Annotated in this window: 20 protein-coding genes and 1 tRNA gene; 12 read left to right on the plus strand and 9 right to left on the minus strand. The window is 40.2% G+C overall.

Annotated features, from left to right (window positions below; genetic code table 11):
* Positions 1 to 98 precede the first annotated feature (98 nt).
* Positions 99 to 599, minus strand: a complete 501-nt coding sequence (locus WN948_RS06380; protein WP_342306161.1) for a fasciclin domain-containing protein — start codon at positions 597 to 599, stop codon at positions 99 to 101.
* An 857-nt stretch (positions 600 to 1,456) separates the two neighbouring features.
* On the opposite strand from WN948_RS06380, the gene WN948_RS06385 reads away from it, so the two are divergent.
* On the plus strand, positions 1,457 to 1,894 hold the full coding sequence (locus tag WN948_RS06385; RefSeq protein ID WP_342306162.1) for a MarR family transcriptional regulator: 438 nt from the start codon (positions 1,457 to 1,459) through the stop codon (positions 1,892 to 1,894).
* Between the two features lie 8 nt (positions 1,895 to 1,902).
* On the plus strand, positions 1,903 to 3,135 hold the full coding sequence (locus WN948_RS06390; RefSeq protein WP_342306163.1) for an MFS transporter: 1,233 nt from the start codon (positions 1,903 to 1,905) through the stop codon (positions 3,133 to 3,135).
* A gap of 127 nt (positions 3,136 to 3,262) precedes the next feature.
* Here WN948_RS06390 and WN948_RS06395 read toward each other — a convergent pair.
* Positions 3,263 to 3,333: transfer RNA gene (locus WN948_RS06395), tRNA-Gly, on the minus strand.
* Positions 3,334 to 3,602: 269 nt separating this feature from the next.
* Here WN948_RS06395 and WN948_RS06400 point away from each other — a divergent pair.
* Both WN948_RS06400 and WN948_RS06405 read left to right on the plus strand, forming a co-directional pair.
* Positions 3,603 to 4,817, plus strand: a complete 1,215-nt coding sequence (locus WN948_RS06400; RefSeq protein ID WP_342306164.1) for a tetratricopeptide repeat protein — start codon at positions 3,603 to 3,605, stop codon at positions 4,815 to 4,817.
* A 27-nt stretch (positions 4,818 to 4,844) separates the two neighbouring features.
* Complete coding sequence (locus WN948_RS06405) at positions 4,845 to 5,588, plus strand: hypothetical protein (RefSeq protein WP_342306165.1); 744 nt, start codon at positions 4,845 to 4,847, stop codon at positions 5,586 to 5,588.
* A gap of 158 nt (positions 5,589 to 5,746) precedes the next feature.
* On the opposite strand, the gene WN948_RS06410 is transcribed toward WN948_RS06405, so the two are convergent.
* The 3 genes from WN948_RS06410 to WN948_RS06420 all read right to left on the minus strand — a co-directional run bounded on the left by WN948_RS06410 (position 5,747) and on the right by WN948_RS06420 (position 7,157).
* On the minus strand, positions 5,747 to 6,280 hold the full coding sequence (locus WN948_RS06410; protein WP_342306166.1) for a J domain-containing protein: 534 nt from the start codon (positions 6,278 to 6,280) through the stop codon (positions 5,747 to 5,749).
* A 314-nt stretch (positions 6,281 to 6,594) separates the two neighbouring features.
* The gene (locus WN948_RS06415; protein WP_342306545.1) at positions 6,595 to 6,765 is read right to left on the minus strand and encodes a hypothetical protein; all 171 of its coding nucleotides are present in this window, start codon (positions 6,763 to 6,765) and stop codon (positions 6,595 to 6,597) included.
* Complete coding sequence (locus tag WN948_RS06420; RefSeq protein ID WP_342306167.1) at positions 6,726 to 7,157, minus strand: flavodoxin family protein; 432 nt, start codon at positions 7,155 to 7,157, stop codon at positions 6,726 to 6,728. Before WN948_RS06420 ends, WN948_RS06415 begins: the two co-directional genes overlap by 40 nt.
* 346 nt (positions 7,158 to 7,503) lie before the next feature.
* Between WN948_RS06420 and WN948_RS06425 the strand changes: the two genes are divergently transcribed.
* Entirely contained in the window at positions 7,504 to 8,094 is a 591-nt protein-coding gene (locus WN948_RS06425) for a CTP--2,3-di-O-geranylgeranyl-sn-glycero-1-phosphate cytidyltransferase (RefSeq protein ID WP_342306168.1), read from the plus strand.
* Positions 8,095 to 8,115: 21 nt separating this feature from the next.
* On the opposite strand, the gene WN948_RS06430 is transcribed toward WN948_RS06425, so the two are convergent.
* The 4 genes from WN948_RS06430 to WN948_RS06445 are packed head-to-tail and all read right to left on the minus strand — an operon-like array spanning position 8,116 to position 10,820.
* The gene (locus tag WN948_RS06430; protein ID WP_342306169.1) at positions 8,116 to 8,772 is read right to left on the minus strand and encodes a TetR/AcrR family transcriptional regulator; all 657 of its coding nucleotides are present in this window, start codon (positions 8,770 to 8,772) and stop codon (positions 8,116 to 8,118) included.
* Between the two features lie 52 nt (positions 8,773 to 8,824).
* Positions 8,825 to 9,226: a hypothetical protein gene (locus WN948_RS06435; protein ID WP_342306170.1), complete on the minus strand. Its 402-nt coding sequence runs from the start codon at positions 9,224 to 9,226 to the stop codon at positions 8,825 to 8,827.
* Positions 9,227 to 9,228: 2 nt separating this feature from the next.
* Positions 9,229 to 9,954: an ABC transporter permease gene (locus WN948_RS06440; RefSeq protein ID WP_342306171.1), complete on the minus strand. Its 726-nt coding sequence runs from the start codon at positions 9,952 to 9,954 to the stop codon at positions 9,229 to 9,231.
* Positions 9,951 to 10,820, minus strand: a complete 870-nt coding sequence (locus tag WN948_RS06445) for an ABC transporter ATP-binding protein (protein ID WP_342306172.1) — start codon at positions 10,818 to 10,820, stop codon at positions 9,951 to 9,953. Before WN948_RS06445 ends, WN948_RS06440 begins: the two co-directional genes overlap by 4 nt.
* A gap of 221 nt (positions 10,821 to 11,041) precedes the next feature.
* On the opposite strand from WN948_RS06445, the gene WN948_RS06450 reads away from it, so the two are divergent.
* The 7 genes from WN948_RS06450 to WN948_RS06480 all read left to right on the plus strand — a co-directional run bounded on the left by WN948_RS06450 (position 11,042) and on the right by WN948_RS06480 (position 17,357).
* Positions 11,042 to 12,142 (plus strand): amidohydrolase family protein, encoded by a 1,101-nt coding sequence (locus tag WN948_RS06450; protein ID WP_342306173.1) that lies wholly within the window; start codon positions 11,042 to 11,044, stop codon positions 12,140 to 12,142.
* 30 nt (positions 12,143 to 12,172) lie between these two features.
* Positions 12,173 to 12,631 carry a universal stress protein gene (locus tag WN948_RS06455; protein ID WP_342306174.1) on the plus strand — a complete coding sequence of 153 codons (459 nt, stop codon included), beginning with the start codon at positions 12,173 to 12,175 and terminating at the stop codon, positions 12,629 to 12,631.
* A gap of 11 nt (positions 12,632 to 12,642) precedes the next feature.
* Entirely contained in the window at positions 12,643 to 13,497 is an 855-nt protein-coding gene (locus WN948_RS06460) for a CBS domain-containing protein (RefSeq protein ID WP_342306175.1), read from the plus strand.
* 57 nt (positions 13,498 to 13,554) lie between these two features.
* Positions 13,555 to 14,235: a 2,5-diamino-6-(ribosylamino)-4(3H)-pyrimidinone 5'-phosphate reductase gene (locus tag WN948_RS06465; RefSeq protein ID WP_342306176.1), complete on the plus strand. Its 681-nt coding sequence runs from the start codon at positions 13,555 to 13,557 to the stop codon at positions 14,233 to 14,235.
* 103 nt (positions 14,236 to 14,338) lie between these two features.
* Positions 14,339 to 14,809 (plus strand): thioredoxin family protein, encoded by a 471-nt coding sequence (locus WN948_RS06470; RefSeq protein WP_342306177.1) that lies wholly within the window; start codon positions 14,339 to 14,341, stop codon positions 14,807 to 14,809.
* A 17-nt stretch (positions 14,810 to 14,826) separates the two neighbouring features.
* The gene (locus WN948_RS06475; protein ID WP_342306178.1) at positions 14,827 to 15,480 is read left to right on the plus strand and encodes a cytochrome c biogenesis CcdA family protein; all 654 of its coding nucleotides are present in this window, start codon (positions 14,827 to 14,829) and stop codon (positions 15,478 to 15,480) included.
* Between the two features lie 107 nt (positions 15,481 to 15,587).
* Positions 15,588 to 17,357 (plus strand): hypothetical protein, encoded by a 1,770-nt coding sequence (locus WN948_RS06480; RefSeq protein ID WP_342306179.1) that lies wholly within the window; start codon positions 15,588 to 15,590, stop codon positions 17,355 to 17,357.
* Positions 17,358 to 17,373 lie beyond the last annotated feature (16 nt).

Below are 17,373 nucleotides of genomic sequence, written 5' to 3' on the forward strand. Positions count from 1 at the left end.
GTGAGCAGACATCTCTATTTCGATGAAATCAGTACCAATAGGCAAATCGTGCCAGGCTGAATAGTTACTAAAAAATAAAAAAAAGAGATGGAGACTTATTAATTATTCGTAGACGGTGGCAATATAACCATATCTATTACATGGATGACTCCATTACTGGTTTCAATATCTGCCTGCACTACGTTTGCATCGCCAACCATTACATTCCCGTCGGTTATGTGCACGATAACCTCTTCACCCTGTACCGTTTCAAGAGCCATCATATCTGACAGATCTGTTGACATTGCTTCCCCTGCAACTACATGATAGGTAAGTATGGCTGTAAGTGCCTCCTCATCTTGCAACAATGAATCAAGAGTACCTTCGGGTAATGCATCAAATGCTTCATCAGTTGGTGCAAATACTGTAAATGGTCCTTCACCACTTAAGGTTTCATCAAGTCCTGTTGCCTGAAGTGCAGTCACAAGAGTATTAAATGAACCAGCAGCTACCGCGGTCTCTACAATATCCATTTCTTCTGCTTGGGGTTGCTCTGCACAGCCTGATAAAAGAACAGTTGTTGCAACAAGCAAAGCCACTATTATTTTGTATAATTTCATTTACTCCACTCCTCTAAATTTTTTATATTGAGTTCAATTGTGTTTTTTTTATGAACAAATAATGATGCTTTTCTATAGAATATATAGATTCTGTATTCTTTTGTGATGGTTTATTTTTTTCAGTATACTTCGATGCAAAAAAGCATTGCAGAAGCTCAATTATTATATCATGTGTTTGAAAGTAAGTTTACACACAAAAATACTGGTTTGTTATAAATTTTCATACAATTCTAATAAAAATAGATTAAAATGTTAATTGAGAAAATTCATCCATAATTTAATCATCCAGAATCCAAATTTGATAGGGAAACAGAGGTACTTGAGAGGAAGCATGTTCAGGCTGATTCTGGTATCTATATTGGAAAGGAAGCAAACAATATTGATGAACAGGCTCTTGATGTGAAAAAAACTCAAGAGTTCATCAATGAGAAAACTGCCTATGAACTCATTCTAAATCTAACTCCTGAAAGGCAAGAGAAATAGGGGCGAAGCATAGGAGTGCTTTGACTTATTTGAAGAAAAAAGCAAAGGAAATCCCATGCTACTGCCGGGACTCGAACCCGGATTCATGGCTTGAAAACCCACGAAGCAGATTAGCCATTCACTCTGAATGTTAATGTAAGAGAAGATTGGAACTGAAAGTTTCTTTTGTTGAATTACATAAAATGTTTCAGGGCGTACCGCTGGAACTGATATAATATAGATAACAAATTCTGCGAGCGATTAGTTGCGTCAGCAACTATATATCCATTAGGTGCATTACAAGCTATAATAGTTGCGTCTGCAACTAATTGGGTGGATAATATAGTGAGATAATAAAATGGACTGGATCAACGTTTGCAAAAAAAGGTGTACAAATGTGCGAGAATGAATTCATTGGGAAGTTTATCTCATATCTTCACAGGTATGGACAAATCTATATTGAAAAAAAAATGGAGCCATATAGTCTTGGAAGTGGACAGTTTTCTTTTCTTATGCGATTGTATCACGAGGATGGTGTCAATCAGGAATATCTTTCAAACTATCTGAAGATGGATAAGGCCACTACTACAAGGGCTCTTAAGAAGCTTGTTGATGAAGGCTATGTTTTCAGGCAGGTTGATGAGGAAGACAGGCGATCATACAGGATCTTTCTTAGCGAGAAAGGGAAAAAACTGGAACCTGAAATGAAAAAGATAGCTTCGGAGTGGGAGGACATTCTCTTATCCGGTTTTGATTACAGTCAAAGAAAAGATATCATGAACTCACTTGAAATGATGTTTAAAAACGTATCCCAAAGAATGCAGGATAAATAGGTAAGATCATGCAATTTAAAAATACTCATCTTCTAATGCTTTGTATTACTGCCTTTTTTGCAATGGCAGGAAGTGCTATTTTAGCACCAGTGTTGCCAGAGATGGTGACACCTCTGAATACAACATCTCATGAAATCGGACTGTTGATATCGGTCTACACTATCTCAACAGCTATTTTCACACTGGTTATTGGACATTTCATTGACCGTGTGAACCGTAAAAGTATACTGGTCCCATGTCTTGTCATCTATGGCCTGATGGGACTTGTAAGTTATTTTGTCTCAGACCTACAATCACTTCTTGTCATGAGGTTCATACAGGGTATTGGCGTGGCAGGAATGATGTCTTTGACTATGCTGGTCATTGGGGATGTGTACAAAGGCCATGAAAGTGTACATGCAATGAGCAGGGTTAGTATGGCTTTTGCCATTGGAGCGGTATCTGCCCCCCTCATAGGTGGAGGACTAGCAATTTTGGGATGGAACTATCCGTTCCTTTTCTATGCACTTTCACTGCCATTCGCTTTTCTTGTAATATTTTTCCTTCCGGAAACAAAGGTTCAGAAGGAAAATGGCAGCCATAAAGGTATATTTAATGTGCTTCCAGCACTCAAGGATTTGCGAATACTATATACGGTATTCCTGAGCTTTGCTATTTTCTTCCTATTATTTTCAGTGATTATCTACATGCCCTTTATGCTTAAGGCTGTATTTGGTTATACGGCAAAGCAAGCAGGACTTGTATTGGCATTCCAGGGACTAGCTGTTATTCTAATGGCATCCCGCGTAAAGGTCCTGGTCACTAAACATTCGATGATACAAGTGATTGCCACTGGTTTTGCACTTGTCGGACTGGCAATACTATCTATTTCATTTGCGAATTCAATTGTCATAGTTCTTCTTTTAATGTTGCTGTTTGGAGCTGGTTATGGGCTTGCCCAAACCACAATTGATGCACAGATAATTCAGATATCCTCTTCAGAATCAAGAGGTGGGGTATTATCCATACACAACACCATGAAGTACACTGGCCAGAGTCTTTCCCCCATAGTGTTTGGTATAGTCCTATTAAATTTTAACATTGACACGGTTTTTATGATATCAGGTTTCCTGGGGTTGCTCATTGCTCTGACAACGTATTTAATGAAGGCTATTTTTGAAAAAACATCTGATGTGCATGTAAAAAATAGAAAAACATCATTGCCGTATTCAGTCTCCCCTGAACCTTTAGATGATAGGTAGCCTGAATAAGAATTTATACTGAAATTCGAGATATACTTGCTTCAGGATATTTGACAGATATTTGGGTAATGCATCTACTCAACCATGTATGCTTTTTACCCAATTCTGATATCCCACAAAATACAGATGCGGCTGCCGGGACTCGAACCCGGGTTCATGGCTTGGGAAGCCACGGTCATACCACTAAACCACAGCCGCACATCAAAAAATTGTAATCTGTAATATTACGTTCGAGATTATAGATTTTGTGGTGATGGGAGCCTGCAATCTTTTTTTAATATTTACTAAAGACATTGCTCCGATTCACTGAGCATTGCTGTAGATTTTGCAGAATTGTCCACTGGCAGATGAATAAGAAATTTCGGCCAGGACATATAATAAATAGTAATATATTAGTTATGTACATAGAAATATGATATCGATTTCTGCAAAACAAAATACCAGGATAGTAGAATAGGAGATACACTATGAAATTAACAACAACATTTATTTTAATCATTTTATTGATAGCAGGTTTTTCTGCGGGATGTATCGGCACCGAAGAGGATACACAGGTTCCCAACACAGGCGAACTTTACAAAGCAAGCATGTATGCTGAAGCAATTGCATCTGTTGATAACATACAGATGGACAACCCATACTACACCTATGCATTGAACTACAAAGGAGAATCCCTCAATGCACTTAGCAGGTATGATGAAGCAATAGAATGTTACAATGAGATTATAGAGATAGACCCCCAGAATAGTGAAGCATGGGTTAACAAGGGTGATTCTCTTCTCCAACTTAATGAATATGATGAAGCAGACGTATGCTATAACAAATCAATAGAGATCGATCCGGAATTTGATGAGGCATGGTCTGGAAAAGGATGCGTACTGTACTATCATGACAGGTATAACGAGTCAATGGATTACTTTGAAAAATCAATTGAATATTCCAACAAAACGATAAGTTCCGACCCGGATAACCTTGAAGCATGGTATAACAAAGGAATATGCTACGCATATCTTGGAATGAACAACGAAACACTCGAATGCTGTGAGAAGGTAACGGAGATCAATCCTAAATTTGCAAGCGCATGGGAAGGGAAAGGGTATGCACTTAGTGAACTTGGCAGATATGACGAAGCAATCCAGTGTTACGATAAAGCAGTAGATATCAACCCTGAAAGTGCCTATGCATGGGAATCAAAAGGGTATACTCTCACTGAACTTGAGAGATACGACGAGGCAATAGAATGCTACGATAAAGCAATAGAACTCAATCAGGAAGATGTTTATGCATGGGAAGGAAAAGGGTATGCGCTTTACAAACTTGACAGATATGATGAAGCAATTGAATGCTATGATAAAGCAATAGAGCTCGAACCGGAATATGCCTATTCATGGGGAGTAAAAGGGTATGCACTTGACAAACTTGGCAGATATGACGAAGCCATAGAGTGTTATGATAAAGCACTAGAAATCTATCCAGAATTTTCAGGCGTATGGGATGCAAATGGAGATGTGCTTAACGAACTTGGCAGATATGATGAAGCAATTGAATGCTACAATAAAGCAATAGAGCTCGAACCGGAATTTGCAGATGCATGGGAAGGAAAAGGAGATACGCTTAGCGAACTTGGCAGAACTGATGAAGCAAATGAATGCTATGATAAAGCAGAAGAACTTCGTACTTAAGCTAAAAGGATAAGTTAAAGGCAAAAAATGAAAAACGGTAATTTATTGTTAGTATTATCCATATCTTTAGTCGCCATAGTATCTGCAGGATTTGTTCTTGATGAGCATTCAGGTTCATCTCCTGCTCAAGTGACAGACCTTGAACAAATGTACAGGGCTGCAATAGAAGATGCAATGGTGGCCGAAGATGATGAGATATACAGAGAACTTACTCCGATAACCGAATCAAATACTGAACTTCAATGGATGGAAGACTCTGGTGAAAAATATGTTCTTGTTGTCACATGGACCAAGTATCCTGAGAGTTACCCCGTCGATTCAAACGTGCTCACATGGTGGGGAGACACATGGGTGATGGTCATTCCTGAATTGAAAGGCTTCGTTGAGCAAAATGACATTCAGGATGATGAGCTAACACTCAGACTGGAGCAGCTCATCGGCCTTCCTCTTGATGATGGGAATGAGTATTTTGTGGAAATGTGGGTAAAGCCGGATGACCTTTTCAGACCAAGTCCTGACCCTGAGATCACAGATACACAAACTCAACTTGATTTTAATGAGAACGTCTCACAGGAACATGTCGATTGGTTCAATTCCCTTAACAGCAGCACCTACAATGAATATCCATGGAGCAGACTGGGATATACATACGACTGGGGAAATCCTGACAGTGATGTAGGGATGAGCGAATACGTCATCAGGAATAATTCAGAAGTAATAGTAAATTCAGTCTCAACAACTCCTGACTATTTCAATCAGGACTCCGTTTGAACATGTAAATGCTCACATAAACGGCATTCTTTTCTTTTTTCTATTGTGAAAATCATTGTATTGCAGGATTGAAAGGCAAAAACGGAAGAAAATAGAATATTACATGAAGTTATTGAAATTGTCAAACTTGAGTATTGATGTCTGGGTCTGAAGAGAGATTATGTCAATTCTCTCTTCAATATCTTGTGTGCGACATTTAACTGCTTGAATTTCTCAAGATCCCCGGTTGGTTTGTCGGGGTGCAACTCTTTTGACAGCATCTTATACTTTTCATTGATGACTGTAAAATCAGTCTCATCGTGGTCGCAGCCAAAGAATTCTCGTGCATCCAGGCGTTTATTGAAAACATCTTTATCCTCTTTGAACTCTGAAATAAACTCGGATATTGTGTTTTCCTCTGAAAGAACCCGGCTTGCTTCGAGCTCAATTACCTTGGATAGGACATAGAGATTCTCTACATAATTCTTTTGCATACTATGGCTGTAATGCATGCGATGATCTGATATCCACCAGGTTGCAGAAGCTTTCGCTTTTTTCATTGCCATGCGCTCAAGAGGGATATCAATGTCATTTTCGTTAACACCGATCTTTCTTAAAACCGTAATAATATTATTCTGAAATTGTATGGCTCTTCTGTTACTGGCACCCTTAACAAGCACTGAACCAATTTCATGTCCTTTTATTTTAAGCATTTTATTCACTCATTTTCGTTTTGGAGTCTCCACTAGTTCATCCTCCCTTATATATCCATGCATATTCCGGAATACTTATTCCCGGTTGTAGTCACTAGAACACAGCCACACGTCAAAAATAGTAATAAATTGCATTGCGGCTGAAATTATTGAAAAGATATATATGTAATGGAGAAAATCGCACGAGGATATCAAATTGGAGTGGTTGGATGGAGGGATGTGGTTGGGGTAGTAAAGTGTTGATATCCTCATGCCTTATCATCTGAATGAAATCAAAACCGTGATTTCAGCCACGGTTTTATTGATTCCGGAAATTACTTCTTTGAGTTCAAGGATTCAGCTATATTCCTGCCGAGTTGTTTTGCGGCTTCCAATGGAATTTCCTGATCCTCAAAGTTGTTAATTCCTACGGAATCCACTGTTGCTTCAGGCCCGAAGAGCATTTTTACACCACTAAGCTCACAATCATCTGCGAGTTTACACATGGCGCATTTCCCAGTATCTTGGCATCGCCCACGATCTGCATACCTTCCTCCTCCATGTATGCAGCAACAGAATTGGCCACACCCTCTGCAACCGGTGGTGCTTCAGGCATACATGGCACTGCAGATGTTGCAATAATTCCTTCGGGTTTACCCTGCATGTAACCATGCTTGTGTCTCAGGCAATAAAGACGCTCAAGAATAGTCTTTGTCCTAGCATCAATGGATGAGTAAGGAGTATAGGCTGCAACAATAAGTGCATCTGCCTCTTTTACTTCCTCTGCGATAGTATTACCATCATCACCGATAACACATACGTTCTTGTCAACGCATTTCATGCATGCCAAACATGGTTTGACATTATGCTTGCTAAGTTTGATAAATTCGACATCCATACCCGTTTCTTCAAGTGCTGCCCTCAATGCTCTGTCGGTATTACTGTTTGGGATGGGCGATCATGATATTCCTATTACTTTCATTTTTTAGCTCCCTTGATAGATATTTGCCCACTATTTTTAAGGCTGGGAATTAATCTTATACTTCCAGATAGGAAGTGTAGCTAAACATACTTAATAATTACTGCAGTATACAAGAATTGGTGTTGGTATAATGGAGTGACCATCTCAAAATATTGTGAAAAACACAGCTATCCTATTTTGATTTGGATTTTTATGGCACAACTACTCGTTTATCCTCATAACGTTGAACTCTTTTATATATGAAAAAATAAAATAGGAACGCATGCCACCCAGTTCACTTCTTGATGAGATATTACGCAAGGGACTCCATCTGGCATCGGTCGCTATCGTGATTGTCTATGCCTTTTTCGGAAAACAGATAGTCCTGTATTTCATGACCGTCTACCTCATTCTTATACTCCTCATCGAACACATGAGACTGGACCATGGCTTCAAATTACCTTTCATACATTATCTGTTACGCCGGAAAGAGGAAACATCAATAGCAGGACATGTTTATTTCACCCTTGCTGCCATAGTTGCAGTCTCCGTCTTCAGTGAGAACGTTGCCTATGCTGCTATCCTGATGGCCACTTTCGGAGACATGAGCGCAGCACTTATTGGTAAGAAATTTGGCAGGACAAGGATATTCAGGGGTGAAAAATCCCTGGAAGGATGTGTTTCCGAGTTCCTAGTGGACCTTATTATAGGCTATGTTTTTCTTTCAAACTGGAGTATCGCAATTGCCATGGCGCTTGTTGCCACCCTTGCAGAAACAGGCTTTGAAAAAATAGATGATAATCTTGCAATCCCCGTATTTTCAGGTTTTGTTGCCGAATTACTTTTGATAATCTCAACTTATGTCCACCTGTAGAAGAAAAGGCAGGTAGCTGTTTCAGAGTTGTTTCCTGACACTTCTCACATAATCCAGAGCTGGATCTTTAATTCGAATCTCATTATTCTTCAATCCCAGAGTATCATTGAACAGCTTTTCGCTGAAATCCAGCAACTCCTCATATTCTTCAAGTACTGTCACTTCATCTGAAAAAATACAAGCTCTTGACCTATCAAGAACTTGCATTAGTTCCCTTGTCCAAAGTCCTGCAAGTATCTTTGGATATTGAACTTCGAATACTTCCCCTTCATTTCCTTTCAGAATCAACTGTTCATAGAGTTTAGTTGTAACCTTTTCAAAATCGTCTGCTATTTTTTTGATGATAATATGATTGCCACTGAATGAATACAACTTTGTCATTTTCGGCCACTCTTCAACCTGATCGACCTTGTACCGGGTAATCTTAATGAAGACATCGTTTATCGCGTCTATAACCGAAGAATCACTTAGAAGTATCTCATCATAGTACTCCAGAAGTTCCTGCATATAACCCAGGGTAATCGCTTCAAGAACCTCATCCTTCGATCTGAAGTGATGGTAAAAGCCACCTTTAGAACTATCTGCCTTTTTAATTATGTCCGCAACAGTAGTCTTATCATACCCTTTCTCGGAAAACAATTCATGTGCCGAGTTGATGATCCTGTCTTTCAATTCCATATTCTGTTCTTTTTCAGGGGTAAAGAGATTATTAATCTAGCGATATGCAGCCCTATTGAAACGTCTGATCAGCACCATAATCAAAGCAAACTCTAAGATGACACCGATCAATAATACGATCCACCATAGACCATTGCCCGCGTATGCCATCCAGTAGGCTTTGCTGACCCAGTAAGGAGGAAACAAAACCAAAGACAGCACCCACAAGCAGTGTTCCATCAAAAAGTGCAAAGAAAGCCACAAGCATTGGATATAGAACAGTGAGGCTTGCAGCAATGCCTTTCATCGGAAGCAAACCGGTTTCAGCCAGATAGATGTTCATCCACGGAAGACCAAAATGCAGCACAGATGCAATTATCGCAGCGAAAAGGAACATAAACAGCAGAAAACGGTCCCTACCAATGAGCTTCACATCATTACGTCCAAGTCTGTGTACTAATTTTGTGATCTGCATGTTTAGTTCACCTTCAAAATGATGTGTGTTTTAAAGGCACGGGAAGCCCAGACCGAGAGAACAGCAATTTGTATGCCTGTGTAAACTGTGGCATAGGTCCACTGCCATGATGTCAGCTGAACGTATGCACCCAGCATCAGCATCGCCGGTGCACTTGTTGGAATTATGAGGAATAAAGGATGGACGATCCAGCCCAGAAAATACAGGAACGGGAGTTGAAGCAGTACTGCGACTACGGACATGGGAATGAGAAAATCGGTGATCCTGTCAAAACGTACTATGAGAATTATACCGATGAGCGTATAGATTACCCCGATAGCAATAATACCAATCAAAAGAAGGGGAATATTAGGGAAACTAACACTGTCCTGGAAACTCATTATAAGCATCGTACCACCTATCATCACGAAAGATTCTAATGTTGCCAGTGCGGTAAGGGTAATCACCTTGGACAGGAGATATTCCGATGTTCTAAGAGGTGAAACGATTATCGCGTTCAGTGTGCCTTCATCCTTTTCAAAGATTATCATGCCTGCAACATAAAGCAATGTGGAACCGCCTGCAACCATGAGCATCAAAGCTGGAACGATGGATTGTAACTGGTCTGGACCTGCCACCTGAGATATCGCCACCGCAACGAGTATCCCTGCGATTATTCCGATGGTGTAGAGGTTGTTGCGTAGCTGCACGGTCACATCGGTCCTGACAGCTGAAAACAGACGGTTCATGTGTGCAGCTCCTTGCCGGTGACCTCGATGAAGATATTCTCCAGAGTGGTCTCCTGTGTATGAATACTCTCGACATGGCCAGCAGATTTTAGCAAGTTTGCGAACTCATTGTTATCACCAAGGCCGTCAAGTGGAAATTCCTTGCACTGGATTTTTTGTGTAGCCAGACCGTCGAAATATTCTACCCGAACATTGCGTTTGCCATACTGTTTTTTAAGAATGGACGGCGAGTCAATGACACTTATATTCCCGTCTACGATGAACGCTACACGGTCGCATAGTTCATCAGCCACCATCATATCGTGAGTGGTTATGAAAACAGTCGTACCATGACTGCGAAGTTCCAGCACCAGATCTTTGACCTTACGTGCATTCACAGGATCAAGACCGCTTGTAGGCTCGTCTAAAAAAAGTATCTTCGGTTTGTGAATAAGACTACGTGCAACATTCAGGCGAACTTTCATACCCTTGCTGAAGTCGGAGACTTTTTTATTGGCATCCTCTTTGAGTCCTACCCATTCCAGCACTTCCATTGAATCTGATGTTTCTCCCTCGTAAAGCGAGCGGAAATACTCCAGATTCTCCAGTGCTGTGAGCTTAAGATAGTGGTTCGGTAGCTCAAATGAGACACCTACATGTTCGTAATAATCCTGTCCCCATTCACTAACCTCCCGTCCCATTACCTCAATGCTGCCCTTGTATTCCTTCAGCAATCCGATGATTATGTTCTGTGTGGTGGATTTGCCAGCCCCTGAAGGACCCAGGAAACCAAATATCTCTCCTCTGGCAATTTCAAAATCCAGACCATGCAGTGTTTCATCCTCCGAATCTGGGTAGGTATAAGTTAGGTTCTTAACAGAAATCATTTTGGACTGCTCCTCTTGAATAGGCAAACGTTACAGACCGACGGTCGGTCTGTTGATTAGAAATAATTAACTTTTTGTATTTATGGTTTTGCATGAAAATATCAAACATAACCGAATTTACTGAGGACTTTAAAAATTGCAATAGCTAGGACTATCGCATCCCCAATAGCCAAATCATTTTTAAAATGCTTATAAACAATAAAGTCCATAAAGAAGTAGCCATGTCATGCGAACAGACGATACACGGTAAAATAATATACGGGCCTGAAGCAGAGGTCATCGAAGGTTATATCGTAATAGAGGATGGCATCGTCAAGGAAGTTCACGAAAAAAAGAATGATTCCGGAAATATCATTGCGCCCTGTTTTGTTAACGCTCATACTCACATTGGAGATTCGGTCTGTAAAGACCCTGTGCTTGGAAATTTGCATGGACATTATGTCGAAAGAGACCTTAGCCAGCTGGTTCAACCACCACACGGACTGAAACACCGGATATTAAATACGACACCACACTGGAAAATTGTGGATGCAATGATGAACTCCATCCAGGACATGAACGACACCGGCACATATGCATTTGCGGATTTCAGGGAAAGTGGCACAAAAGGAGTGCTTGCACTAAAAGAAGCACTGGAATCATCAGACGTACTTGCCAGGATATTTGGAAGACCAGCGAACAATGTCGGAGAAAAAAACATATCAAGGGAGTTGGAAGAGCTGCTTGACAAAGCAGACGGATTTGGTATGAGTGGTACGAATGACATAGACATGGAAATCCTGAAAACTGCAAGGCAGTATTCTCTAAAAATGGACAAAACCTTTGCAGTACATGCAGGCGAAAGCAGTCGAAGTGACATAAACAAAGCATTATCTCTTGACCCGGATATTCTGATACATATGACCCAGGCAACCCAAAAAGACCTTCAGGAAGTTGCTGATATGGACATACCTATTGTAGTTTGTCCAAGATCGAACTTTATAACCGGAGTAGGGATGGCACCTATTGTAAAAATGCTGGATATGGGAATTAAAGTCGCAGTCGGAACCGACAACGTGATGCTGAATTCAGTCAACATGTTTTCTGAAATGGAGCTTTTATCTAAAATTTTTGGAATAGATGACAGACAAGTATTTATGATGTGTACGCTTATGGGTGCAACAATATTGGGACTGGAAGCACCCGGCTATATTCAGGAAGGAAATATAGCAAAAATAATGATCATTAATGGTAATTCAAATAATCTCACAGGTATAAAAGACCCGATCAGTGGCATTGTAAGGAGAGGGCGACCTGATGATATATTATCTGTGATGATATAAATAGGGATATATTCACAACGGAGAGGGACAATGACAAGTGCTTTGTACAAAAATATTTTTATTGCGACTGATGGATCCGCACAAAACAGGAAAGCAATCCATCACAGTATCGAACTTGCAAAATTGAGTGGTGCAAAATTATATGCAGGATATGTTGTCGATACTGCAGCTTTTGCCTCTATTCCTATGGATTCAGGATGGGAAATGATGTATGAGCTCCTTGAACAGGAAGCAAGTGTTGCAACCGAATCTGTTCAAAAAATGGCAGAAGATGTTGGTATTACTTTTGAAACGGTGACCCTTGAAGGCAACCCGAGTCATGAGATCATTGAATTTGCTGACAATAACAACATAGACCTGATAGTAATGGGAACCCTCGGAAAGAGCGGATTAGATAGATTTTTGCTCGGTAGCGTAGCAGAAAAAGTTACAAGAAACTCAAAGGTACCTGTACTTATAGTACGGGGCGACTCCGATGAGGAAAAGTAGGGAGTTTAAACATGCCAAAAAACATCAAAGTCTCAGAGATAATGAAGACAAACGTTGCATATGCAACTCTTCCAGGCTCAAGGGACGAAGTCCATACTCTTCTGAAAGATAAAAAAGTATCAGGAGTACCTGTATTAAAAGATGGAAAGATTGTGGGAATTGTCAGCAGGGCAAATCTTCTAAAAAATCCGGAAGAGGAGCAATTAGCACTTTTAATGACACGCAATCCTATAGTAATAGACCCTGACTCAGATATAACAACTGTATCAAAGATTCTTCTGGACAACAATATCAGAAGGCTTCCTGTAGTGAAGGATGATAAATTACTTGGAATTGTTTCCGTTGCAGATATTGTTGCAGCTATTGCAGAGATGGACATTGATGATCATGTTGGGCAGTACCTCAATCCAACTGTTGTTCCAGTATGGACAGATACACCATTAAATGTTGCAGCCAGAATAATGGAACTTGCAAAATCAAAGGCAGCTCCTGTAATAGACAGTAACCTTGAGGTAGTAGGCATAATTACAGACAGGGACATCATAAATGCCAGTGTAATTGAAGATTCTGTGGAAATGTCTGATATGTCCAATGGTTCAGATGATGATGAATGGACATGGGAATCCATGAGAGATACCATGAGTATTTATTACAGTGTTTCAAGAGTAAAGGTTCCTAACATACCTGTAAAGGACATAATGGTCGCAGATCTTGTAAAAGCCGCCTATATATCAGGTGTGAGCGAATGCGCATTGAAGATGAAGAGGAGCAAAATAGACCAGATACCAATTGTCAATGCTAACCAAAAATTCCTTGGACTTCTACGTGATCGTAATATCATACAGGCTATTGCAAATTTGAATTAAAATACAATTTTTTCGGGTATTGATTACCCACAATTCTTTTTTATTTAAGTGGTTCTTATGGAACGTCCATTCATATTCATAAATTCAGCAATGTCTGCTGACGGTAAGATTTCTACAAAGGAAAGAAAACAGGTTAAAATATCCGGTAATATTGATTTTAACCGCATGGACCAACTACGCGCAGGGTCTGATGCCATCATGGTAGGTATTGGAACGGTACTTGCAGATGATCCAAGCCTGACTGTAAAATCTCCCGAACTTCAGGATAAAAGGATAAAAGCAGGCCTTGATGAGAATCCTGTGAGAATTATTGTAGATAGCAATGCCAGAACACCCATTGATGCGGATATTTTCACAAAGGGAAAAGGAAAGCGAATCATAATAGTTTCGGAATCAGCCTCTCTTAAAAAAATAGCTGAACTTAAAGAAAAAGCCGATATAATTGTAGCCGGAAAGAAGAAAGTACATCTTCCTGAAGCCATGCAAAAACTTAGGGAGCAAGGTATCAAACAGTTAATGGTAGAAGGTGGTGCAACACTTAACTGGGGAATGATTTCCAGTGGCCTTGTTGACGAGATATATACCTTCGTAGGAAACTTGATAATCGGAGGGAAAAACTCTCCTACTTTTGTTGACGGAGTGGGATTCCCGGAAAAAGAGCTTTTGAAACTTGAGCTAATGGATGCTGAAAAAATAGAAGACGGAATCTTGCTTAAGTGGAAAGTTCTTCAAAAATAACAAATCAATTAAATTTTTGACACATGGTTTTGTATGCATGTCCCAACATAATACACAAACACAAAACAATATCGTTTTATATTAGACGAACAAATGAGATACCATGAATAAAATAATCCTGCCTGCAGTAGCGATCATCGCAGTACTTTTTATCGTTGTAGGACTCGTAGGAGACAATAAAGCTGCAGAAGATAGTGCAATTATTACTGTAACCAATATCCAACAATTGAACGATGCACTCGCTGAAGGCCCGGTTCTGGTAGAAATTGGTTCGGACATCTGCCCCGCATGTATTGCATTGAAACCCATTATTGCAGACATCGCAAATGACTATGAAGGCACAGCTACCGTTATGTATATAAATACAAAAGAAACCGGAGCTATTGCAGCTAGTTTCAATATATACTCCATTCCTGACTCGTTTGTCATCGCTGAAAGAAGTGATAACGGTTACATCTACATGGGAGTAAACGGACAGACAACTACAGATAGAAATAGAGCAAGATTTATAGGCCTGACCACCAAGAAAACACTAAAAAGTGTACTTGATGCAGCAATCGAATACAGGCAGTAACTATCAGGTACAACAAAATGCTGGAAGCTACTTCACTCACACCTATCGCCGCTTTTTTTGCAGGAATCGTGAGTGTGCTCTCACCATGTGTGCTTCCATTACTTCCGATCGTTCTCGCTTACTCTACAGGAGAAAGCAAGCTTAGGCCCCTTGCAATCATCGCAGGGCTTACAATATCATTCACGACCATGGGCATTGCTGCTTCTGCCTTTGGAGAATACTTATTGCCCCATCTCAATGAGCTCAGAATACTGGCCGAACTCATAATAATCTTCATGGGACTTTCAATGCTAATGGAAAAGGACACGCTCGCGTTCCTTTCACAATACACCGGAAAGATCCACGCTGAAGGAAAAGGACTGTTTGGCGGGCTTGCAATAGGTATTTCTCTTGGAATTGTATGGATCCCATGTGTAGGACCGATCCTTGCTTCCATACTCACATTAGTCGCGCTTGAAAGTGATGTATTATACGGCATTACCCTTCTTTTCACATATTCCATGGGCTTTGCTGTCCCAATGACCATCATTGCTTATTCAGCAAAACTGTCCGGTAACATGCTTGGCAAACTATCAGAATATGACATTGAACTTAAAAAAGTGGCAGGAATAATACTAATAGTTGTTGGACTATGGATGGTCTACACTAACCACATTGTTGGCTACGTATGATGCAGTAAATACAACTAATAATTTCATAAGGATTAAATATCAACCAACTATTGTTTTTATTAAAGTCAATTAAGATGAATTGACATAAAGAATTTGTTGGTGGTACTGTGAAATTTAGAAAAGTGATATTAACTGGAATTATTGTTATAATTTATACTTGTATGATAACTACATCGTTGGCTGCCATCCCGGATACGACAGGAGATTTTTACTCCCCTGACATAAGTTCACTGGATGTTTTAAATAATGGAAACAATCTCAATATAATCATAACATGTACAGAGGATATTGCAGATTATAGTTTTTATGGAGCTGTTTTCATTGACACAGACCAGAACATTCTGACAGGGTACGCTGAAAATGGTGCTGATTATGTATATCAGTTCAGTTATATGAGCATAATCTACTCTGACCCCATGATAACCACGACACTTAATGATGACATGGTAGACTCAGGCACACTTCAGGCACAGAGCAATACTATATACATCACACTGCCCTTCTGGATGCTTGGCAATGATGACGGAAATGCCGATGTTTTTGTTGCAGTCCATGACCAGATGGTAAAAGCTCTTGATTTTGACAGGGCACCTGATTATGGAGTAATTGACACCAGCACAGGTGGTGTCAAAATACAGCAAACTGCTTCAAGCAATGCACGCATCTTTGACAGAGTTGGAGACGGCGGTGCTGCAGATATAGAAAATATTGATGCAACCGTCGGAAATGGGATGTTGAACCTTGTAATAACCTATGCCAATAATGTTGAGCCAAGCTCCTTTTCATATGGAGATGATATCACCGGCTGGGTGAACATTGATATTGACCAACAGCTTGCCACAGGTTTCACAAATACGGAACAGGCACCACCGACATTTGGAGTGGATTACAGAATAGAGTACGCAGCAGGAAGCCTGACAGGTACAGACGCAGCCATCAAAATGATAAATACAGATTCTGAATTGGCGAAACTGGGATATTCAGATACAACGACGAGGTCTCTTGGAGTCCCCTATAATGATGGTACTTTCAAAGTATCAGGAAATACGGTTTACCTTGGAATACCACTTACGTTACTTGGTAATGATGACGGAAATATGTACATCACCGTTGATTCCTTCACATTACAGGATTCCCTTGGAGGAGACATTGACAGCTTACCTGACAACGGTAATGGAGCCATTGATACTTCGGACGGATCCATTAAAGCATTGCTCAGTTATGGAAATGACAGGATGACATTCACAGACTCTGAATCTGATTCCACAGGGTTCGGGCATGACGGAGATGAGATCGTTTCCATAGAAACAGGATTCGATGAAAATAACATGCTGATAACTGTCACTTATAGCAGTCTGAACCTAGATGATGGTGCGATCACAAACATTTTCTTTGACATGGATCAGGATAACACAGAAGACTATTCATTGATCTATAGTCTGCAAAATGGAAAGCTGTCTGCCAGTATGATTGGAACGTTTGCCGGAAAATTCGAAGTAAAGGAAGTAACCCACCTGATCACCATGCAAGGAAACAAAATGTACCTGAGTATTCCATCAGTATTTCTGGGTAACGATGATGGGAATATGAACTTACATGCTGAAACAGCCCTCGTCAACTACGGAGCTAAGATTAGGAATTTTGAAACCGGAATAGTACAATTGAATCCGGATGAGGATGCCCGTACACTTTATGACAGAGCCCCGGATACAGGTTCATACACCATTGGAAGAAGCAAGGATTTCCAGGCTGCTGCAGAAAATGCAAATGTTCCACAGGCAGCACAGGAAGAAGAATCACCAGGATTTTCAGGACTCATAGCTTTTATTGCCCTGATAACCTGTTTGTATATCGCAGTCGGGAAAAAGAAACTGTAATATTAATATAAAGCAG

Source organism: Methanolobus sp. ZRKC5 (assembly GCF_038446525.1).
Classification (GTDB): Archaea; Halobacteriota; Methanosarcinia; order Methanosarcinales; family Methanosarcinaceae; genus Methanolobus.